Below are 22,591 nucleotides of genomic sequence, written 5' to 3' on the forward strand. Positions count from 1 at the left end.
AATTGGTGGGAGTATAACAAAAAGTGCGGTCATTTTTAACCGCACTTTTTTGAAAGAAAAAATTAATTGGTTTTTAATTTATTCCAGTATTTTTCGTAGATATCCACGGCATCGCCGACATCACCTTGCATGATACCTTTTTCCACTTCTTCTGAAGGCGGGAATAAGGTCGGATCATTCACTAATTCAGGGCTGAGTAACGCTTTTACGCCCTCATTCGGCATCGAAAAGCCCATGCGTTCCACTACCACTTTGGCATTTTCAGGACGAAGTAGGAAATCGATAAATTTGTGCGCCCCTTCCACATTTTTTGCGGTTTTAGGGATGGCATAGTTATCCATCCAGAAAATCGCCCCCTCTTGCGGATACACAAATTGCAGGCTTGGGTTTTCTTTACGAGCGAGATAAGCCGAACCGTTCCAAATCATCCCAATGGTGGCTTCCCCCTGTACATAAGGCACTTCCGGTGAGTCGGAGTTGAAAGTTACCACATTAGGCAATAATTTCAGCAAACGCTCGTAGGCGGCTTTTATCTCCTCTTCATTTGTGGTGTTGGGCGATTTTCCCTCCAACAATAAAGCGATGTGGAACACTTCACGGGCATCGCTGGTCATCAATACTTTGTGTTTAAATTCAGGTTTCCAAAGATCCGCCCAGCTTGTGATGGTTTTCGGATCAATCTCATCCGCGTTCACTTCAATTCCAGTTAAACCATACACATAAGGTAGGGAATATTTATTCTCAGGATCAAATTCTTTATTAAGCAAATGTGTCGGAATCTGTTTTAAATTACTTAATTTGCTGTGATCAAGGGGTTGCAACATATTTTCCTTGATCATCTTATTCACATAATAGCTTGACGGGAATACCAAATCATAGCCGGAACCGGTATTCTCCGTTAATTTTAGTTTGGCATACATTTCTTCGTTGCTCTCAAAGGTGGAATAAATGACTTCCACACCGGTTTCTTTGGTAAATTGAGCGACGAGTTCGGGCGGCACATAGTCCGTCCAGTTATACACATAAAGTTTGTTGTTGGCAAAAGCAGAGGCCGCAAAAAGTGCGGTCGCAGAGAGGAAAAGGTTTTTGATGGAACAAACAACAGATTTTTTCAATTTATCAGTCTCCTAGGGGGATTATTACAAGTAAAGAAATATTAGCTCAGTAATAGCATTACCGAGCCGAATTTATTTGCTACCAAACATATTGTACACCGGCACCAATTTGGTAAGCGCGGCGTGTTTGTTTTTGCAAAGAATGTTCAATATGCGTGTGAGCGTAAAAAGAGAGATTATTCGTTGCATTCCATTGGAACTGTAATCCCGTATCCAACCAAGTTTTTGCATAATATTCGCGATAATCCCGATTACCAATTTTTACCGGCTTATTGTTCAAGAAATCATGCCAAACATTTGCCGTAAGCGCAAATAAATAGGCATTATCTCGGAAATTAAGGCTTGAACCCAGTCGTCCACGTAATCCGGATTGGTTACGATATTGAATATTAAGGTGTTTATCATACAGATCTTTTAAATATAAATGTTGATAAATTAACTGAGTTTGTGGCTCAAATGACCAATTTTCATTCAAATGGAATGTTCGCCCCATCTCTGTTGAGATTAAGGCTGTCATACCCTCTTGAGTCATTTTGTTTCCTTCTCTTGGGCGATATTCATTGCGTAAGTAACCTACTTGTCCGATAAGATCAAGATAAGATTCGTTTTGCCAAAAGACCGAGTGATAAACTCCGAACAATCCTGCTTTGGTTTTTCCTGTTCCCGTATGTTTATCGCTGACAATCCGACCGTTTTCGGCACGGAATCTGTCGGAAAAATTAATGTGGTTATAACCAAAGGTTGCATAAATCCCAGTTTGTTTAGTTACTGCATCTTGTGTATGTCTATCCAAATCAACACCTACCTGAGCAAGATATTGATGTTGTTTATTATTCAAACGATGTTTTCCATCAGCTTTAAGGTATTTACTCACAACGCGTCCCCAAACACCATGTTGTGTAGTGGTTTGTGGATTAACCGTACTACCGCGTCGTTTAGCCAACGTATCAATAGCACTGTAAGCCAACTCCATATTAGTATAAGGCATTTGAATATAAGCGGATGATGCTACTGTTCTAATTTCCTTATTCGGTTTTGGCTGTTCAGGCTGTGGTTGAGGCTCAGGCTGTGGTTGAGGCTCAGGCTGTGGTTGAGGCTCAGGCTGTGGTTGAGGCTCAGGCTGTGGTTGAGGCTCAGGTTGCGGTTGAGGCTCAGGTTTCGACTCAAGTGCTTCAAGTGTCCAATAATATTTGTTGCCCACTTTAACTAATTGCGCTTCTCCGGCATTCAATGTTGCCGATTTGCCTATAAATGCCAGACCATTGTGATCTTTTTCGGCAATAGCGACGAGGGAAGAAGTTTGTTTTTGATTTGTCTTTTCGATATCACCAAAAATTCCGTTTTTCGTTTTGACGGTAGTTGCACCGCGTGAGGAATCAATATTTCCTAAGATGTGCAAAATATCACTGCCGGATGTCGCTGGATCTTGATTCCAAACGGTATCAACAAGTAATGTTCCGCCGGAAGTATAGTTGTTTACAACAAAATGAGTGAAATTGGGCTGATTTGAGCCATCTGCCAAATCAAGAGTGCCTTGATGAATAAAATTTTCTTTCACAAAAGGTGAATAACTCAAATTATTTTCATCATAAGGGGCAGTTTGCCCAGTATTGCTGAGAGAAAGTGCCCCATCCGGGGAAATTGTTAAATTATTTGTTGTAAATTTCTTAAAGGTGGATTGATTAGCTAATTCTAACGAACCTTGCTTAATTTCAAGGTTATTAACTTGAACATAATTACCATTTACTGGACTATCAGGAATAGGGCTACTGTCAATTTTCATTTTTTCAGTGGCATCATATTCAATATTGCAGTTATAACAACTTAGCAACGGAAAAGTAATATTATCTTCTTTTAATTTTTTAAAAATAAATCTAACTCCATTTCTTGTGGATTTAATTCCCTTAGCAAAATTAAATTCACCGGGTTGTTGGTGGTCATCGCTCCCTATTTTTAACCATCCCTCAAGATAAATACCATTGGGGGCATTAAAATGTCCTTGATTCTCAATATGATAAACTGTCATAGCCCCCTTATAGTCAAGATTAAATGTTCCACCATTAAAAAGGTGAGCTGAACTGTACCAGTATGTATCAATACGATTCTTATAAGTTAGCTTTGAATTTTTACCATCGACAAAAATACGAGCATATTCACCGGGTCCATTGTCTCTCCAGTGCCCCCAATAATTATCTTCATGAGTTCTACTAACCTGAATAACTTCAGCCCCATTTGTAACATGAAGTTCAGCATTAGCACCTTGATTACCAACAGTAAGGGGTTCATATGTTTTTAAAATTGTTCCCTTACCATCAACTCTTAATATCCCCAAGTTTCTCTTGTTATGATTACCAATAAGGGTTTTCCCATAAAATTTTATTTTTTCCCCTTTATTAATAGTCACTTCACCATTTTCAATATAAGCCCCTCCATAAACACTGAATCCCTCTGCATCGGGAGAAGGTTCTTTTAGTGCTAGGTTAACCCTCCCGCTTTTTATCACGTCAGCATAACTCAAGCAGGGAAGAATAAGAAGAAAAGACAATTTTTTCATGATTATGATTCCATGGTTATAATTCTTTATTAAATAGTAAATTATTAGATGACAATCCTTATGTCTTACATATCAAACTACTACTGAATTTCAAGGCGAGATAAATAGCACATAAAGTGTACAAATACAAGCTAATAATATTTTTTTACAAAGAATTTGACATATTTCCCCATCCGAGTAAGATTTTGCCAATTCTTATCAACGAGAGGTTTTATGCTAACTTTTGCTCATCAAGAACACGTTCCTTCCTATTATTTCGATTCACGCAATCAGGACTTATCACTTCCCGCTTTAACACAACTTGAACACGCCGATGTCTGTGTTGTCGGTGCCGGTTTTTTTGGCTTATCCGCGGCATTAGAACTGGCGGAAAAAGGGAAAAAAGTGGTGGTATTGGAAGGGGCTCGGGTTGGTTTCGGCGCTTCCGGTCGTAGTGGTGGGCAAGCCATAAACGGTTTTGAAGAAGGCATTGATGAGTACATAAAACAAGTAGGTTTTGATAAAGCACGCAAGCTTTGGGAAATGTCACTGGAAGCGATAGAGATTATTGATGAACGCATTACAAAATATAATATTCAATGCGATTGGAAAAAAGGCTATGCGACCCTTGCACTCAACCCCCGCCGTATGGATGATCTGATTGCGATAGAAAAAGCCGGGCGTGAAAATTTTGGCTATCAACATATGCAGCTTTGGGATAAAGTGAAACTCAAACAGCATCTAGGTAGTGATATTTATGTAGGCGGTTTATATGATGACAATTCAGGTCACTTACATCCTTTCAATTATTGCTTAGGGCTGGCAAAAGCCTGCTTAGATCTTGGCGTGCAGATTTTTGAACAATCGCCGGTAGTGGATCTCATTGAAAAAAACGGTTGTATTGAAGTAAAAACCGACCAAAGTGCGGTCATTGCTAAAGATGTTGTTTTAGCCACCAATGCTTATATTGACGCGCTCCCTAAATCTATTCACCATGGCATTAACCGAAAAATTATGCCGGTAGAAAGTTTTATTATAGCCACCGAACCATTAAGCCAAGCCGTGGCAGATTCTGTGATTAATAATGGGATGTCCGTATGCGACAACAATTTATTGCTCGATTATTATCGGTTGAGTGCGGATAATCGCTTGCTTTTCGGTAGCGATTCCAGTTCGGAAAAAGATATGGTATCGGTAATGCGACAAAATATGTTGCACGTTTTCCCGCAGTTAGAAGATGTGAAAATCGACTACGGTTGGGCGGGGCCAATTGATATGACCATGAACTCAACCCCGCATTTTGGGCGAATTTCCCCTCATATTTACTTTGCCCATGGTTATTCGGGGCATGGCGTAGCTTTAACGGGATTGGCCGGGCGTATTGTCGCGGAAGCTATTTTAGGCAACGACGAACGTCTGCAAATTTTTGAAGGATTAAAAGTGCCTTCTGTTTATGGCGGAAAATGGGTGAAAAATTTAGCCACGAAGATTGGGGTAAAATACTATCAGTTTTTAGATAAATATCGTTAAAAACAGATTTAAAATTGACCGCACTTTAATAGTGCTGATTTAATGAGTTTGCCAATATGACAGTATCTGTACAGATACTGTCATATCAATTAAAAGCGGCAGCCTTATGCGTTTCTTTAAAGATGAATTCTCAGCCCTAAACTAACCACATAGTCCGAATTATTAACAAAATTCCATTTTACTGATTCACCTCCCGAATAGCGGTACTTCGCCCCTTCAAGAAAAGCGATAACCTGACGATGTAATTTGTAATCTGCACCTAAAATCACCCCTTTTAATTTTCTCGCTGTGAAATTTTCTTTTCCATTTTTAATGGGTGATCGGGCTTTACCCCATAAATAGCCGGCGAAGATTTTACTTTTCGGATTAAGTTGATATTTGGCAGCAATCAACCATTCTTCCACTTGACGGAATTGTGCATTACTTTGTTTGCCTTTTGATTCAACTTGTTGCCCCCGCCAGCCAAATCCGTATTGTTGATAATAACGGCGCTTGCCGTAATCTAACCCGACTGCGAAATCCTGATAGCGGAATGCCATACCGAAGCCTAAACTGCGATCAACATTCGTTTCTGATTTTCGCTGTCGGCTAAACCCCGCTTTAACATCTATTTTCCAATCTTGAAAAGCTTTATTGAAAAATAGTGCGAGGACATAGCCGTTGGTATTGGGTAGGTTTTTGACCTTCCCGTTTTTGTCGGTGGTTTGTTTCCCACTTGCACCAAAAATATAATCAGCTCCCAGTTTAAAACCATAGAAATCCTTCGACGTAAGGTGAATCACTTGGTCAGCTCGTTTAATTACTTTTTTTACATCAGTTAAGTTATAACTATAATCGGCAGTGCTAAGTAAATCACCATTCGTGGTTTGTTTACCGAAAGTCAATGTGCCTAGTGATTTATGCTGAAAGCCTGCATAAAGATAGCGGGTATAAACTGAATCTCCGAGACTTTTATCGGTAAAACGCATTTCTAGGTTACCAAGTGCGGTCAAATTTTCATTAATTTTATGGGTAAGCCGTAAACTGATGCGAGAACTGTTATCGACCAAGTCTGTGGGAACACCTTGTTTATGTTGTAATTGAAAGCGAAGTGAACCGCGTAAATCTATACGGGAATTTTCTTGTTGGTAGAGCGGGACGGCAAAAGAAGAAGGAATAATGCTCGAAACCAGTAAAAATAAACATAGTTTTTTCATCAGATTTACCTTATAAAAAGCGTGTTAAGCCCTTCCCCGTTTTGCTTTTAAACGGGGAGGGATGACTCGAAAAATTGTAGGTTTTTAATGATTATTGGAAACGTTGAAAATCACTGAGAGTAAATAATCCCATTGAACGAGCAACATTGACATAGGTGTAAAGCGCTTCAATATGTTTTTTCTCGGCACTTGGTGGATTACCGCCACCTACGCCATCAATCTTGAGTGGATAGCCCACATAATCAGCGTAACCTTTTAGAACAGCGGTGGCTCTTGGGATATGAAGTTGTGTCCCTATACCGAGAATAGTATGCAAGTTATGTTGCTTAAATAGTTTGACCATACCAATTGCATTTCCCGGCGTATCACGGGCAATCGGATCAAGTAAAAAACGGTTTGGATTTACCCCATTTTCTTTAAGCCATTTTGCCATCACATCGGATTCTGCATAATGCGTTTTAACCGGTCCACCACTTAGCACCAATTTGGCATTGGGATATTTTTCCGCCATTTCCTTGGTTTTTTCTAAACGTTGTAATAAGCCTTTTGAGGGTGATCCATCCGGATTGGGGGATTGCCCGAATACAGCAATGGCATCAAATGATAATTGGCTTTGAGGTTGGTCGGAAAACGATTGTTGTAGAATACTTTCGGTGAAACGAAAAAAATCACGCATAGCTTGTGCGGCTTGTGGCGAACGTTTTTCCAAGGCATTTAAACGTTGTTTCACTTGTGTCTCATCTTCCAGCGTTTTCGCCGCCAAAATACTGACGGCAAGTGCATGTAAATCATCCGGTTTACGGCGCAAAATTTGGTCTAATTGGGAAAGCGCGGGGCGGTAGTCTTTATTAATGAGATAGGCTTCGGCCTGAACACGGTAACTATTAAGATAATCGGGAGTTTGTTTCACTTTTTGATCTAAAGAATGATAAAGTTTCTGCCATTCCCAACGGCGAAAAGCTACCACATCTTCTCTCAAGTAAGGATCATTCACATAATCTTCTGCATATTTTACTACGAGATTCTCGATCGGTTGCCCACGCCCGCTTTCTTTACCTAGTGGTGCACTAATACTGTCCGATAAGGTCAATCCAAGAGGTGAAATCGGTTGAGCATTTTGCACGCATCCAGTTAGAGAGAATGCGCCCATTCCCAATAAAAGTGCGGTTAAAATTTGGCGGGTTTTAAACATTTTCATGGCTCACTCCTTAACAATATTCAGTTTGGGAATAATGAAGATAATATCTTCATTTTCTATCGCTTTAAATGTTGTAATCATCCTTCATAAAAAAGAATTGATAATTCGGATTTTCGCTTAAACAAAGCTGGCGTAAATTAAGTTGATGCCTTGCTATTTGTTTAATAATATTCATCAACATTTTTAGCTTCTGAGTATTCTGATTAATATTAAGATTAATTACCATAAAAACAATTTCACTATGTAAAGTGAAATCTTCACTGTCGTGAAAATAGTGAATATCAAGGGTTTCTTCTTTTGCAGATAAATTACAATAAATACCTATTTTTTGTTTTTTAGATAAAATATCTAAACATAGATAATATTTATCTTTCTCTAAGTATTCTTGAATAGGAAATATGTTGAGCTTGTATTCTTTTGGAATGGGGCTAGGTGTGATTTTGGGTAAGATTTTATCATATTGGTAGGTATGATAGAAAATAGTAGAAAGTGAACTAACATATTCATTCTCCTTCATATTATCATCAGCATAATAAATAGGAGAATAAGGAATATCCATATTTTTACCATAGCTATTACATAAGTAATAGTCATAATCAAGATTTTTATTTAAGTCTAATTCATAGAGCATCTTTGTATCAATTTTAAGTATCTCATCACTAAAATAATTTCTCAAATTGAATTTTATTTGTTGAGTACTTAATCTGCCATTGATTGAGATAATAGCCAGTTTAAGTTTTTTCTTATTCAATTTTATACGATTGAAAATACCGGAAAGTACATCAAAAATAAAATAATTCTCACGCTGTGAGAATTGATAATAATATTTTTGTTTAAATACCTTGTTTAAACGTTCAACAACTTTCAGTAGTAAAGGGTTAGATTGAGTAATATTTGTATTGTAAAAACCAAGATCTACATCATCCGATATGCCAAGTGAAATTTTCATTGTAATCGGAATGAGTAATTTAAACAGATCCTTGAAGCCTGTGTGATCCGTTGAAATATCTACATATAAAATAGCGGTGATTTCATTAAAAATAAATTGATGAATTTCAGCGGTTTGTTTGATGAGGTTATTGTAGTTTTCCTTACTGCAATCAGCATAACGGTAAAGATCATTACTCATAATGAGAACATAAGTGAGAAAACGTATTACTTCCGGGGAGAAATAGCAAGCTATATCTTCTTTTTGTAGATTTTCCAACAGTTGGATTAAAAATAGATATTCTTTTGTTTTCTTATAATGGAAGGGTAGGACGGGTAAATCAATACGATAATCTTGTTGGCGATCATATTGGTGATAAAAATAGATTAAATATAATAAAAATCTTTCTGCATAAATATCGGAAAGTAAAATTTCAGATTGAATTAATGTTTTATTTAATATAAGTCGAATTTTTTCTTTGTTAGGGTGGATGAAAAGTTGATTAAATTGAGGTATGAAAAAATTTGGTTTCGTTTTATAGTTAAAATACTTATACATTCTTATTGTGAGCATGATTTTCTTAAAGGTTGCCCCTTCAACTTTTATACCATAATAAGGCTTGCTTACTAATTTTAAATCATACTTTTCAAGTGTTTTTCTCACTTGACATAACTCTTTACTTAATGAGCTATTAAAACTTAAGAATAGTGCTTCTTGTAATTTCTCAATTTTAATATAGTGTTCACTGGAAAGTAATCTACGCAGAATATAATTCACCCGATGTTCAAATTTATTATTAATATTAGAGAGTTGCGAGATTTGAAAGTGAGAAAGTAAGGCATTGGCGAGTTCGTCTTGCTCGATATGTAATTTATAACCATAAGCCGCTTTAGACAAAATAACAACATGATATTTCTCTAGCATTTCTTTCAAATATTTAATGTCATTTTTTATTGTTCGGCTACTTACCTGTATTTCAGTTGATAATTTTTCACTATTGATATATTGATTACTTCTCAATAGTAGTAAAAAAATCGCTTTATACCGTTTGTTTTTATCTAATATCCTTAAAATTTGACTGATGTCCATTCAATTTCCTTTATTTTAAAGCTCATAGCACAGAGTAGTAGAAGGCAGGATTTTGTCATGTTAGACCTCAATGAGTGAATAGTGCGGCATAATGCAAAAATATCGGCAAAGTTGACCGCACTTTGAGAAGATATTGCCCGATTATTCAAGATAATCCGCTTGTAATTGAAGGATTTCCGCACGACTGATACCAAGCTGTTGTTCGGCATAGTATTGAATTGAACCATATTGTCGCTCAATGGTATTGATCGACATTTCAATAAACTCAGGTTTGGTATCAATGAGCGAGTAAAGATAATTCAATACTTCTTGATCTTGAGTGACTTGGCGATAAACCGCCATTTTCTGTCGATTGCGTTCTAAGCGATTGATATGGGTCAGCATATAATCATCAATTATTTGATTCTTATCGACTCCTAAAACCCCTAACAGTAACATTGCTCCAAAACCGGTGCGATCTTTCCCTCCACGACAATGCTGTATAAAAGCGCCACCTTTCAGATTTGCGGCAACTTTTAACATTGAAGCAAAAGCCTGTTGGCATTCCGGCTTTTCCACAAAATTTTTGTATTGTCTCATCACAATATCATCATAATGTACCAAGCTACCGTTTTGTTTCTGCTCAATGATTTTATTCACTAAATTTTCATCTTCGTTTTCCTTTGATGAGGTGAATTGTGCTGCCAATTCTGCCGTATGGGCATTGGGATCAAATTGGTAAATTTGCTCCGTTCCAATAATCTTATTGGGGTATTTGGCAATTTCATTGGGGCTACGATAGTCAATTACCGCCTGAATGTTGAGTGGTTTTAACATTGCTATCCCATTTTCGCTCGCATTGTATAAATGATCTGAACGATAAAGCCGTTGCCATTTGACTTTTCGATGATCCCGTGTGAGATACCCACCCATATCACGAAAGTTATTCATTCCTTCTATGGAGAGGGTTCGTAACTGGGCTTGCTGTTTTAAATTTGCCGTCATTTTACTAATACTCCCAAATATACGAGGGCGATACAGAGTAGCATTGTGCCGATAATTAATGTGGCGGCATATTTACCATTGGTTTTCTTCAGTATTGAATAAATCCCCACCGTCACTAATAAACTGAACAAACCGGGCATCACTTTATCAAACATTTCTTGGAGTTTGATCGTATTTTCACCGACACTAAATTCGACACCGAATTTCACCCTCACAACCGAAGCGATTAAAGCGCCAATCACCATTAGCCCCACAACATTCGCCATATTGCTGACTCGTTGTAAAACATTGCTGTTACCGTTAATCATATCCATACCTTTATGGTAACCATAATGGATGCCGTAATATTTAGACGCAACATTCACAATATTGTAAAGCAGGAACATTAAAATTGGGCCTAATACGCTACCATTTAGTGCTAGTGCCGCACCGATACTGCCACAGATAGGTAACCAAGTGAATTTCAAAATACTGTCGCCTAATCCCGCCAGCGGTCCCATTAAACCGGTTTTTATTGCAGTGACCGTTTCTTTTTCACTTTCTTGGGTGGACTCTTCCACTGCTGCGGCAATACCTAGAATCAGCGCATCTGAATTAACATGGCTATTAAAGAATTTTAGGTGACGTTTCATTGCCTCTACTTTCTGTTCTTTAGGCTTGTCTTGATAGAGACGTTTTAAAACAGGAATGAAACTTGATAGAAAACCGATTGCCTGCATAGATTGATAATTGTTGGTGACATTGAGTAACTGCATTCGCCAGAAGACTTTGTTTAAATCTTGTTTCGTAATTTGGTGTGACGTTTGTTCGGTCATAGATCATAATCCTCATCATTAGTATTTTGATTAGAAACTATCGCTTGAGTATTTTTATGAATTGCTAAGTCATAAATTAATGCTAACGGTAAAGCGATCAGAGTAATCGGCAAGACGGATAATTTAAGGTAAACGGCTAACGTAAAACCCGCGACTAAGAAAAGCCAAAGTTCTGCTTTTTTCAACATCATTAACATGAGTAAACCAATGCCGATAGAGGGAATGATTTTGCCGGCAACATTCAAACCGGTAATGATTTTATCCGGTAATTGCGCCACGATTTGTGCAATTAAATCCGCACCGAAATAGACAGCTAAAAAGGTAGGTACAGCGCGAATCAAGAAAGCGATTATCATCGGAATATATTGAATCCGAAAAATCTTATCGAAATCCCCTTCTTCTGCCCAACGTTCTGCAATTGGATTTAGAGCCACAATGCCAGAACGGTATAAAATCAAGAGCTGCTGAGCAAGTAACGACGTTGGAACGGCAAGAGCGATAGCTGCTTCCGTACCTCCGGCGGCAATCCCTAATGCGGTGCCAATTGCGGTGCCTGAAATCATATCCGGTGCAGAATAAGCTCCAACATTGCCTACCCCCATCCACATCACTTCTAAAGTTGCACCAATTAAAAGTGCGGTTTGTAAGTCGCCCATAATCAAGCCGACAACTGTTGCGATCAATAGTGGTCGTCTAATCATTTGCGTACCAATATCGTCAATTGCACAAATGCCCGCCCATAATGCAACGAAAAGTGCTGCTATCATTTAATCACCTCCGTCAAGTTGATTTTTTCATCGTTCGGTACCATTTGAATAGTAACCGTAACCTCTTTATCCAACAGTTGTTGGAAAGCAGAACGCTCTTCGTTAGTCACCGATAAAGCTTTAGTTAATTGAGTTCTCCCCTCTTGAAAACGCATTCCGCCAACATTTAGTTCATTAATAGGAACGCCGGCATTGACGGTTGATAACACATCAATGCTGTTAGTGAACAGCAACATTGTGCGTCTGCTGAGTCCTTTTGTTTGATAAATTTCTGCAAATTTTTCAATCGTAAGTACGACGACTTTGATACCTTGCGGTGCTGCCATGGTCAAAATATTTTTTTGGGTTTGATCTATCGCTAATTTATCGTTTAGCACCACAATTTGTTCCACTTTGAATAGATTGACCCAAGTTGTGACGACCTGGCCGTGAATCAAGCGATCATCAATACGACTAAAGCAAATCATCTTCATCCTCCTGTTTTTGTAGGTCATTGAAATCTCGAATGGTTAATCCGTTTTGATAGGCATTTTTAATGAGTGATTTCATTTCATCAAATGGCAAATCACGATTCATGAGTACATCTAACAATAGTGGTAAATTTAAGCCACAACAGACTAAGATGTTTTCTTTCGTGAGTAAGTGAGAGGCCAAATTCATAGGGGTACCACCGAGAATATCGGTTAAAAAGATAATCCCCGATTGTGTATCTAATGCGTCAATTTTTTCTTGTAGCTCTTGTTTTAAATGAGCTACATTATCTACGGTAAATACTGATAAGGTATCGAAGTTAGTTTGTTTCCCTACAATTAACTCCGCACTTTCTATTGCAGCCTTAGCAAAATTTCCGTGGCTCATTAACATTAGGGCAATTTCTTTCGGCATTGTATTTTTCTCCATAAGTTTAAGTATTGATTACAATGTAGGAGAAAGTTGCTAGAGACTCAATTTTTAGCATTGCACGATATATCGTGCAAACTAAATCTTGGTGACAGAGAATGCAGAGTAGATTGAGAAATAGCTAATTGTCTTAAGTTGGTACAACTTTGCCAATAAAAAGAACTTGATGGAATCGTTGCCCAATATAATATTCTGTTCGCAATGCTGAATGAATGCTCTTAGCACCAAACAAATTTTCCTCATAGATAAAAGAAACCAAGTAGCCAGCATAGTCCATTAGAAATGGTAAACGTCCACCAAGTAAACAAAGTCAAGGCTTAATATCCCTCAAAATAGGGTTTTGCATTGAAATCAGTGTTTCGGTAGATTGGATTTCATCAATTAATTGAATTTTCGTGGCGAGAACTGAATGTAATTCAGCAATGGTGTGGGTCATGACTTTGATGAAAATTGAGTAATTTCCCGTTGTATAATAGGCTTCTACTACTTCATCAAAGGTTTCCAGCTTTTTAATCACTTTCTCATAATCCTTTGCACTTTTTAAAATGATCCCGATAAAGCAGCATACGTCATAGCCGAGTTTCCGTTCATCAATAATCACTTTTGTGCCTTCAATAATGCCGGATTGGCGCATTTTTTCCACACGAACGTGAATGGTACCGGGACTAACGCCAAAATTTTTTGCCATTTCCGCATAGGGTGTGCGTGCATCTTTAGTCAGTACGCGCAGAATTTTTTGATCAAGGTTATCAATATTGTGCATAAAACACTCTCCTTTAGAATTATTCTAATAAATCACAAATTAATTAGATATTATTCAAGGTTATTTGAAATGTAAATAAAATACTTGAAAAATAATCACAATTTATTGAATAATGCGCAAAACCTTACTTATTGTTAAATAACAGGCGGAAAATATGAAGAAAACATTTATTTTACAACAGCAAGAAATTAGTTTTGTGAAAAATACCTTTACTCAAAACCTAATCGAACAACTCGGTATTATTGAGGTTCAAGGGCCAATTCTTAGTGAAGTGGGCAACGGAATGCAAGATAACTTGTCCGGTATTGAAAAAGCGGTTCAAGTCCACGTGAAATGTATTCCGAACGCAGTGTATGAGGTGGTTCACTCGCTGGCAAAATGGAAACGTCATACTCTTGCACGTTTTCACTTTAAAGAAGGGGAAGGGCTGTTTGTTCATATGAAAGCGTTACGCCCCGATGAAGATTCTTTAGATCCAACCCACTCTATTTATGTTGATCAATGGGACTGGGAAAAAGTGATTCCTGCCGGTCACCGCAATTTTGCCTATTTAAAAGAGACCGTCAATTCTATTTATCGTGCAATTCGTTTAACAGAACTTGCGGTGGAAGCCCGTTTTGACATTCCTTCAGTTTTGCCAAGACAAATTACCTTTGTGCATAGTGAAGATTTAGTAAAACGTTATCCGAATCTCACCAGCAAAGAGCGGGAAAACGCAATCTGTAAAGAATATGGCGCGGTATTTTTAGTGGGTATCGGTGGTGAACTATCTGATGGCAAACCACACGATGGGCGCGCACCGGATTATGACGACTGGACAACAGAATCCGAAAACGGCTACAAAGGTTTAAATGGCGATATTCTTGTTTGGAACGAGCAACTTAATACGGCGTTTGAACTGTCTTCTATGGGAATTCGTGTCGATGAATCCGCGCTTCGTTTGCAAGTCGCTTTAAGCGGCAAAGAAGATTGTCTAAAAATGGATTGGCATCAAGAGTTGCTGGACGGAAAATTACCTCTCTCAATTGGTGGCGGAATCGGTCAATCACGTTTAGCCATGTTCTTGTTGCGTAAGAAACATATCGGTGAAGTTCAATCAAGCGTATGGCCAAAAGAAATGTTAGCGCAATATCAACACATTCTTTAATTTGCTAAAAAAAGTGCGGTTAAAATTAACCGCACTTTTTTATTCTAATACAACACTCTAGCCCGTATTGTGCCGTCAATTTCACGCAATTTAACTAATAGCGGTTCTGCATTTTCCGTTTCCACATCCACTACGACATAACCAATTTTAGGATCGGTTTGTAAGTATTGTGCGGCGATATTAATATTGGCTTCTACAAAAATTTGGTTAAGCTTATTCAATACGCCCGGACGATTTTCGTGAATATGCAATAAACGTTTGGTGCCTGCGTGTTCCGGTAGGGAAACCTCTGGGAAATTCACTGAGGATAATGTTGAGCCGTTATCGGAATATTTAACGAATTTTCCCGCCACTTCAAAACCAATATTTTCCTGTGCTTCTGCCGTTGATCCGCCAATATGCGGCGTTAAAATCACATTATCAAACTCACGTAATGGCGAGACAAATTCTTCATTGATTGAAGCCGGTTCAACCGGGAACACATCAATAGCCGCCCCATGAATTTTGCCCTCTTTTAAGGCGTGGGCAAGGGCATCAATATCGACAACCGATCCGCGTGCCGCATTGATTAAAATAGCCCCTTGTTTCAGTTGTGCAATACGTTCCGCACTCATTAAATTACGGGTCGAAGGTAATTCCGGCACATGTAAAGAAATCACATCACAAGAACCCAGCAATTCTTCTAAACTACGTACTTGTTTCGCATTACCGAGCGGCAATTTATTTTCAATATCATAGAAATGCACATCCATTCCTAAGGACTCTGCAATAATACTTAATTGCGAACCGATATGGCCATAACCGACGATGCCTAATTTTTTACCGCGTACTTCGTGCGAACCGGTGGCGGATTTATTCCATATACCGCGATGTACTTCCGCATTGGCTTGCGGAACATTACGCATCAAAAGCAAAATCTCACCTAAAACCAATTCAGCAACCGAACGGGTATTTGAGAATGGTGCATTAAATACTGGAATACCCCGCGCTTTTGCCGTATTAAGATCAACCTGATTGGTACCAATACAAAAGCAGCCGATAGCAATAAGTTTTGGTGCGGCATCAATCATTGCCTCGGTTAAATGCGTACGCGAACGCAAACCGATAAAATGCGCGTCCTTAATCGCTGCTTTTAGTTCATCACCATCAAGGGCTTTTTTGTAATAATCAATATTGGTATAACCCGCCGCATGCAGCGTATCCAACGCACTTTGGTGTACCCCCTCCAGTAATACAAATTTGATTTTTGATTTGTCGAGTGAAACTTTATTTGTCATGTTTGCCTTCCTTATATTTATTTCTATAAATTATTCGATAATTTTTGCACCTTCAGGCGTACCGATAATCACGACATCTGCGCCACGGAGAGCAAAAATACCATTTGTTACCACACCGGCAATATTATTTAATTCTTTTTCCATTTCGACCGGATTTAAAATAGCAAAATTATGTACATCTAAAATCACATTACCGTTATCCGTTACCACACCTTCACGGTATTCCGGCGCGCCACCAAGTACGACTAATTTTCTCCCCACTTGCGAACGTGCCATTGGAATGACTTCCACAGGCAATGGGAAAGTTGAACCTAACACATCGACTTGCTTACTTTCATCGACAATGCAAATAAATTTTTTCGCTAATGCCGCCACAATTTTTTCCCGAGTCAGTGCCGCACCACCGCCTTTAATCATCATTTTTTGCGGATTAATTTCATCTGCGCCGTCCACATAGATATCCAAGCCTGAAACTTCATTGGCGCTAAAGACTTCAATGCCTTGTTTGCGTAATAATTCCTCTGAGTTTTTTGAAGCAGCCACGGCACCTTTAATTTGATCTTTCATCGCGCCTAAGGCTTCAATAAAACAATTTACGGTTGAACCACTGCCCACGCCGACAATCGTATCCGCTTTCACATACTGCAACGCGGCTTTTGCCGCCAATTTTTTCATTTCTAATTGATTCATTATTCTGCTCTTTTTGTTTAAAAGTAAACGATTGCGTTACTTTAATATGCACGCATTAAATAAACAAGTGCAAATTTTGATAAGTCATTATGAAAAAAATAACACTTATTCATCTTCCGGTAAAAATAGTGTGAGTAATTCATTTAAAAACAATTTGCCATGTTCGGTAATCTGCCAAGATGTGTCGGTTTCTACGATGTAGTTCTGCTTAAGGGCAAAATCAATCCGGTTTTTGACCGCACTTTGCGGTAATCCGGTATAGTATTCAAACTCCCTTTTCGGCACTGCTTCCAATAAACGAAAACGGTTCATAAAAAATTCAAAAGGGCGGTCAATTTCAGAGACGTTTTTTTCTTCATAAAGATATTCGCCCCGCAAATATCCCCGCGGGTGCTTAGTTTTAGAAAAACGCCGAATTCCACCATTTGAAAAAGTTAATTTTCCGTGTGCCCCACAACCAATCGCCAAATAATCACCAAAGCGCCAATAATTCAAATTATGTCGACATTGAAAACCCGGTTTGGCATAAGCGGAAGTTTCATACTGTTGATAACCTGCCGCAGTAAGAAGTTGATGGCCTTGCTCAAAAATCGCCCACAGATTGTCTTCATCCGGTAATTGCGGCGGGCGGTAAGCAAACATCGTATTGGGTTCAATCGTAAGCTGATACCAAGAAATATGCGGCGGAGCAAGCTCAATGGCTTGGCGTAAATCGTCCAAGGCTTCAGCAAGGGTTTGATTCGGCAAACCGTGCATTAAATCCAAGTTGAAACTTTTAAGACCGGAAACTTTCGCTAAACCGACCGCACTTTTGGCTTCCTCCGCATTGTGAATACGCCCTAGACGCTTAAGTTTGTCATCATTAAAACTTTGAATTCCCATTGAAATACGGGTAACGCCAGCCGCTACATATCCCTTAAACCGTTCGGCTTCTACCGTGCCGGGATTGGCTTCCAAGGTAATTTCGATATCATCTTGAAAAGGAATAGATTTTTTTATTTCACTTAACAAATAAGCAATACTATCCGCCGAAAACAAACTCGGCGTGCCGCCGCCGATAAAAATCGAATGTAATTTTCGCTCTTGAATACTTGCCTGAAAACGGACTAAATCCGCTTTCAAATCTTGTAGCAAATGGTGAATATAGTCTTGTTCGGGAATATCACCTTTTTGGGCATGGGAATTAAAATCGCAATAGGGGCATTTCTGCACACACCAAGGAATATGGATATAAAGAGAAAGCGGGGGAAGTCTAAGCATGATAATTAATAGATTAAAAAATATTTTGCGCTATTTTATGCGATTCTAAAATTCAACGGAAAAAATTTTAAAGGATTACTCTTTTAACTATCATTTTAACTTTAAATCAGTTAGATACAGGGCAACGTTTTATTAGGAAAAATAATAGGCTCTGTATTAAGAGCCTGATTATTGATGGTCATTTCAACATACTGCTTAGTTATGGCGTTGAGAAATAAGTAAATGAGCCCGGCCCGACCGGTAAACCAAACACAAAAACCCAGAGGTAGAAAAGGGTTATCCAACCGATGATAAAAACAAATGAATAAGGAATCATCATCGCCATTAACGTACCTACCCCCGTATCTTTTTTGTAACGAACCGCTACCGCCATAATCAAGCCAAAATAACTCATCATCGGCGTAATAATATTCGTTGTTGAATCACCAATACGATATGCCGCCTGAATCACTTCCGGCGCATAACCCACCAACATCAGCATCGGCACAAAAATAGGCGCAGTTAATGCCCACTGTGCCGACGCGGAGGAAATCATCAAATTGATAAATGCACAAACCAAGATGAAACCGACAAAAAGTATAGGCCCGGTTAAACCGAGATTGATCAGTAAATTAGCCCCTTTTACCGCAACAATTGAACCTAAGTTTGTCCATTTAAAAAATGCCACAAACTGTGCAGCAAAGAATACCAGTACAATGTACATCCCCATTGAAGCCATACCTTTCGACATCGCTTTTACGATGTCTTGAGAAAATCGCATTGAACCGGTCACTCGTCCATAAATATAACCGGGAATGGCAAAAAAGATAAAAATGAAGACCACGATACCGTGTAAGAAAGGGGAACCCGCTACAAGCCCTGTTTTGGTATTACGCAAAATGCCGTCTTCGGGAACAATGGTCCAGGCAAGTAGTAAGGAAAAAATTAACATTGCTATGCCGGCCCACATCAAGCCTTTTTTCTCATTAGGTGCTAATTTTTCCACTTTATGTTGAAGAATTGAAGGGTCATCTGCAGCTTGGGGATCGTAGCTTCCTAACTGAGGCTCAACGATTTTTTCTGTAACCAAATAGCCTAAAATGCTCACTAAAAAGGTACTAACAAACATAAAATACCAGTTTGCTTCAGGCCCGACGACATAATTGGGGTCAATTAAACGGGCAGCCTCTTGCGTAATGCCCGATAAAAGCGGATCGACCGTACCTAATAACAAATTCGCGCTATATCCGCCTGAAACACCGGCAAATGCGGCTGCAAGTCCTGCAAGCGGATGACGACCCAATGCGTGAAAAATCATTGCAGCAAGAGGAATTAATACCACATAACCAAGTTCTGCCGCCGTATTTGAAATCACACCGGCAAATACAATAGTGAACGTCACCAATTTTTTCGGTGTACCAACAACCAACCCTCTCAATGCGGCAGAAATCATACCTGAAGATTCAGCAATGGATACCCCGAGCATTGCTACTAAAACAGTACCGAGCGGCGCAAAACCCGTGAAGTTTTTTACCAGACTGCTGACCATATAAGCCAGCCCTTCTTGGCTAAATAAACTTTTCACGATAATGTCGCCGGCGTGATTCGGGCGAGGATCCAAAACGCTCACGCCAAAGTAGTGCAAAACGGCTGAAAGTACGATCAAAATGCCACACATCAACATAAATAAAATAATAGGGTACGGCAGTAAATTTCCAAGCCATTCCACCCCTTTTAAAAAATGCTGAATCCGGCTGTTTTTTTGAGAAATTGTTGATGACATAGGCGTATCCTTTTGAATTGGTTAAAGAATGAACTCCATATTCGCATATTTTTTAGCAAACTCAAAAAAATAAAGTTTCACTTATCCAATAATAACATGACATTTTCGTCAAAAATCAGTATTTAACGATACAAAAAGGGCTTGTTTTCACAAGCCCTAAAAAATAGTTGATTAATTGACCGCTCTTGTTGTTTTCGTGACAGCTTTACGACGCGGTGTTTTGGGTTTGGCTGCTACCTTGACGAACTCCACGCCTTCCGGTGGATTTTCCAATGCCAAGCCAAGCACCTCATCAATCGTTTCTACCGCATGAATAGCAAGACTTTGTTTTACGTTATCCGGAATCTCTTCCAAATCTTTCACGTTATCTTTTGGAATCAATACGGTTTTAATACCGCCACGGTGCGCCGCTAAAAGTTTTTCTTTTAAACCGCCGATTGGCAACACTTTACCGCGTAAGCTGATTTCCCCCGTCATTGCCACATCCGCACGTACCGGATTGCCCGTCAAACAAGAGACAAGGGCGGTACACATTGCGATACCCGCACTTGGGCCGTCTTTCGGCGTTGCGCCGTCCGGCACGTGAATATGAATATCTCGTTTCTCGTGGAACTCAGGGTTAATACCCAGTTTATCGGCACGTGAACGCACCACCGTCATTGCCGTTTGAATGGATTCTTTCATCACATCACCCAGTGAACCGGTAAAGGTTAATTTACCTTTGCCCAGCACAGAGGCGGTTTCGATGGTAAGTAAATCGCCGCCGACTTCCGTCCATGCCAAACCGGTCACTTCACCGACTCGGTTTTGCGTATCGGCTTTGCCAAACTCAAAACGTTTCACGCCAAGATAATCTTTTAAATTATCGGCATTCACCGTAATGGATTTCAGTTTCCCATCCACCAATAAATTTTTCACCGCTTTACGGCAGATTTTGGAAATTTCACGTTCTAAACTACGAACGCCTGCCTCACGGGTGTAATAGCGAATAATGTCTAAAACGGCACTTTCTTCTACCACTAACTCGCCTTTTTTCAACCCGTTACGTTCAATTTGTTTTTGTAACAAATGACGCATAGCGATATTGAGTTTTTCATCTTCCGTGTAACCGGAAAGGCGAATCACTTCCATACGATCAAGTAACGGCCCCGGGATATTCATGGAGTTTGACGTTGCCACAAACATGACATCGGAAAGATCATAATCCACTTCTAAATAATGATCGTTAAAGCTCGTATTTTGTTCCGGATCAAGCACTTCTAATAAAGCGGAAGCCGGATCGCCACGCATATCCGATGCCATTTTATCAATCTCATCCAGTAGGAATAATGGGTTTTTCACCCCCACTTTTGCCATTTTTTGAATGAGTTTGCCCGGTAATGCACCGATATAGGTTTTACGGTGCCCCCGAATTTCCGCTTCATCACGCACACCGCCAAGCGCCATGCGCACATACTTACGCCCCGTTGCATTGGCAATGGATTGACCCAATGAAGTTTTACCTACCCCTGGTGGGCCAACCAAACAAAGAATCGGCCCTTTCACTTTATTGAGACGCGCTTGCACCGCAAGGTATTCTAAAATGCGTTCTTTCACCCGCTCTAAACCATAATGGTCAGCGTCTAACACTTGCTGTGCTTTACTAATATCTTTTTTCACTTTTGTGCGTTGATGCCATGGAACTTGAATCATCCATTCAATGTAACTACGAACAACGGTCGCTTCCGCTGACATTGCTGACATCATTTTGAGTTTTTGCAACTCGCTTTCCACTTTCTCACGCACTTCTGCCGGCATCCCTGCGGCATCTACTTTTTGACGAAGTTGTTCTACTTCATCAATAGTGTCTTCATTTTCGCCATCGTCCATTTCTTTGCGAATCGCTTTAATTTGCTCGCTCAAATAATAGTTACGCTGGCTTTTTTCCATTTGTTTTTTCACTCGACCACGAACGCGTTTTTCCACTTGTAGGATATCCGCTTCCGATTCCATCATACCCAGCAAATATTCTAAACGTGCTTGAACATCGGCAAGTTCCAATACGCTTTGTTTATGACGAACACTCACCGGCAAATGCGCCGCCATGGTATCAGCAAGACGATCTGCATTATCAATGCGTTGAAGTGCGTTTAATATATCGGCAGGCACTTTTTTGTTTAACGTCAGGTAATTTTCAAACTCAGAAAGTACCGCACTTTTTACGACATCCAATTCTTTTTCATTGCCATAAGTCGTTTCGATCGGTGCAACCTTCGCCGAAAAGAATTGTTCATTCTCTTCAAGTTGATTAATTTTCGCGCGTTGCTGCCCTTCCACCAACACTTTAACCGTTCCGTCCGGTAATTTTAAAAGCTGGATAATATTGGCAATCGTCCCGACATCATACACATCATCAATGGTCGGTTCTTCTAAATCCGCTTGTTTTTGTGAAACCAAAAGAAGCTGTTTATTTTCATTCATCGCTTCTTCAAGAGCATTAATGGATTTTGCACGCCCGACAAAAAGCGGCATCACCATATAAGGAAAAACCACAACATCACGTAATGGCAGTACGGGCATCGTATATTGTGTTCTTTTGGTAGTCATATCTTCTCTCTAACTATCTTAATGATTGGAAACTATATGGGGATAGGTTTG

18 protein-coding genes are annotated in these 22,591 nt (G+C 39.3%); 2 read left to right on the forward strand and 16 right to left on the reverse strand.

Translation table 11 applies throughout. The features are described from left to right. Positions 1 to 62: 62 nt before the first annotated feature. Together FEE42_RS06995 and FEE42_RS07000 are read right to left on the reverse strand one after the other, a co-directional pair. Positions 63 to 1,115, reverse strand: a complete 1,053-nt coding sequence (locus FEE42_RS06995; protein WP_059366050.1) for an extracellular solute-binding protein — start codon at positions 1,113 to 1,115, stop codon at positions 63 to 65. A 79-nt stretch (positions 1,116 to 1,194) separates the two neighbouring features. Then, entirely contained in the window at positions 1,195 to 3,669 is a 2,475-nt protein-coding gene (locus tag FEE42_RS07000; protein WP_164027997.1) for an autotransporter outer membrane beta-barrel domain-containing protein, read from the reverse strand. A 213-nt stretch (positions 3,670 to 3,882) separates the two neighbouring features. Between FEE42_RS07000 and FEE42_RS07005 the strand changes: the two genes are divergently transcribed. Then, a complete protein-coding gene (locus tag FEE42_RS07005; protein WP_164027998.1) occupies positions 3,883 to 5,178 on the forward strand; it encodes an NAD(P)/FAD-dependent oxidoreductase in 1,296 nt (431 codons plus the stop codon). 116 nt (positions 5,179 to 5,294) lie between these two features. Here the strand turns inward: FEE42_RS07005 and FEE42_RS07010 are convergent, their stop codons facing one another. The 9 genes from FEE42_RS07010 to asnC form a co-directional block, all read right to left on the reverse strand. Beyond that, entirely contained in the window at positions 5,295 to 6,374 is a 1,080-nt protein-coding gene (locus FEE42_RS07010) for a porin (RefSeq protein WP_164027999.1), read from the reverse strand. A 91-nt stretch (positions 6,375 to 6,465) separates the two neighbouring features. After that, the gene (locus FEE42_RS07015) at positions 6,466 to 7,572 is read right to left on the reverse strand and encodes a YdcF family protein (protein ID WP_164028000.1); all 1,107 of its coding nucleotides are present in this window, start codon (positions 7,570 to 7,572) and stop codon (positions 6,466 to 6,468) included. A gap of 64 nt (positions 7,573 to 7,636) precedes the next feature. Further along, entirely contained in the window at positions 7,637 to 9,589 is a 1,953-nt protein-coding gene (locus FEE42_RS07020; RefSeq protein WP_164028001.1) for a BglG family transcription antiterminator, read from the reverse strand. Positions 9,590 to 9,730: 141 nt separating this feature from the next. After that, a complete protein-coding gene (locus tag FEE42_RS07025) occupies positions 9,731 to 10,573 on the reverse strand; it encodes a tyrosine-protein phosphatase (RefSeq protein WP_164028002.1) in 843 nt (280 codons plus the stop codon). Continuing rightward, positions 10,570 to 11,388 carry a PTS system mannose/fructose/sorbose family transporter subunit IID gene (locus FEE42_RS07030; RefSeq protein WP_077493636.1) on the reverse strand — a complete coding sequence of 273 codons (819 nt, stop codon included), beginning with the start codon at positions 11,386 to 11,388 and terminating at the stop codon, positions 10,570 to 10,572. The genes FEE42_RS07025 and FEE42_RS07030 overlap by 4 nt, the downstream gene beginning before the upstream one ends. Then, positions 11,385 to 12,155 carry a PTS mannose/fructose/sorbose/N-acetylgalactosamine transporter subunit IIC gene (locus tag FEE42_RS07035; RefSeq protein WP_059366058.1) on the reverse strand — a complete coding sequence of 257 codons (771 nt, stop codon included), beginning with the start codon at positions 12,153 to 12,155 and terminating at the stop codon, positions 11,385 to 11,387. Before FEE42_RS07035 ends, FEE42_RS07030 begins: the two co-directional genes overlap by 4 nt. After that, a complete protein-coding gene (locus tag FEE42_RS07040; RefSeq protein ID WP_059366059.1) occupies positions 12,152 to 12,622 on the reverse strand; it encodes a PTS sugar transporter subunit IIB in 471 nt (156 codons plus the stop codon). The genes FEE42_RS07035 and FEE42_RS07040 overlap by 4 nt, the downstream gene beginning before the upstream one ends. Then, positions 12,609 to 13,040 carry a PTS sugar transporter subunit IIA gene (locus tag FEE42_RS07045; protein ID WP_059366060.1) on the reverse strand — a complete coding sequence of 144 codons (432 nt, stop codon included), beginning with the start codon at positions 13,038 to 13,040 and terminating at the stop codon, positions 12,609 to 12,611. The genes FEE42_RS07040 and FEE42_RS07045 overlap by 14 nt, the downstream gene beginning before the upstream one ends. 325 nt (positions 13,041 to 13,365) lie before the next feature. Further along, a complete protein-coding gene (asnC, locus tag FEE42_RS07050; protein ID WP_077542628.1) occupies positions 13,366 to 13,818 on the reverse strand; it encodes a transcriptional regulator AsnC in 453 nt (150 codons plus the stop codon). A 154-nt stretch (positions 13,819 to 13,972) separates the two neighbouring features. On the opposite strand from asnC, the gene asnA reads away from it, so the two are divergent. Then, entirely contained in the window at positions 13,973 to 14,965 is a 993-nt protein-coding gene (asnA, locus tag FEE42_RS07055; RefSeq protein WP_077582231.1) for an aspartate--ammonia ligase, read from the forward strand. Between the two features lie 44 nt (positions 14,966 to 15,009). On the opposite strand, the gene serA is transcribed toward asnA, so the two are convergent. The 5 genes from serA to lon form a co-directional block, all read right to left on the reverse strand. Beyond that, positions 15,010 to 16,242 carry a phosphoglycerate dehydrogenase gene (gene serA / locus FEE42_RS07060; RefSeq protein WP_135968962.1) on the reverse strand — a complete coding sequence of 411 codons (1,233 nt, stop codon included), beginning with the start codon at positions 16,240 to 16,242 and terminating at the stop codon, positions 15,010 to 15,012. Between the two features lie 30 nt (positions 16,243 to 16,272). Next, entirely contained in the window at positions 16,273 to 16,932 is a 660-nt protein-coding gene (gene rpiA, locus FEE42_RS07065; protein ID WP_059366063.1) for a ribose-5-phosphate isomerase RpiA, read from the reverse strand. 105 nt (positions 16,933 to 17,037) lie between these two features. Beyond that, on the reverse strand, positions 17,038 to 18,192 hold the full coding sequence (gene hemW / locus FEE42_RS07070; RefSeq protein ID WP_164028003.1) for a radical SAM family heme chaperone HemW: 1,155 nt from the start codon (positions 18,190 to 18,192) through the stop codon (positions 17,038 to 17,040). Between the two features lie 199 nt (positions 18,193 to 18,391). After that, positions 18,392 to 19,954: an AbgT family transporter gene (locus FEE42_RS07075; protein ID WP_164028004.1), complete on the reverse strand. Its 1,563-nt coding sequence runs from the start codon at positions 19,952 to 19,954 to the stop codon at positions 18,392 to 18,394. Between the two features lie 171 nt (positions 19,955 to 20,125). Further along, entirely contained in the window at positions 20,126 to 22,540 is a 2,415-nt protein-coding gene (gene lon / locus FEE42_RS07080) for an endopeptidase La (RefSeq protein ID WP_164028005.1), read from the reverse strand. Positions 22,541 to 22,591: the final 51 nt, after the last annotated feature.

Source organism: Rodentibacter caecimuris (assembly GCF_010587025.1).
In the GTDB taxonomy this organism is placed as follows: domain Bacteria; phylum Pseudomonadota; class Gammaproteobacteria; order Enterobacterales; family Pasteurellaceae; genus Rodentibacter; species Rodentibacter caecimuris.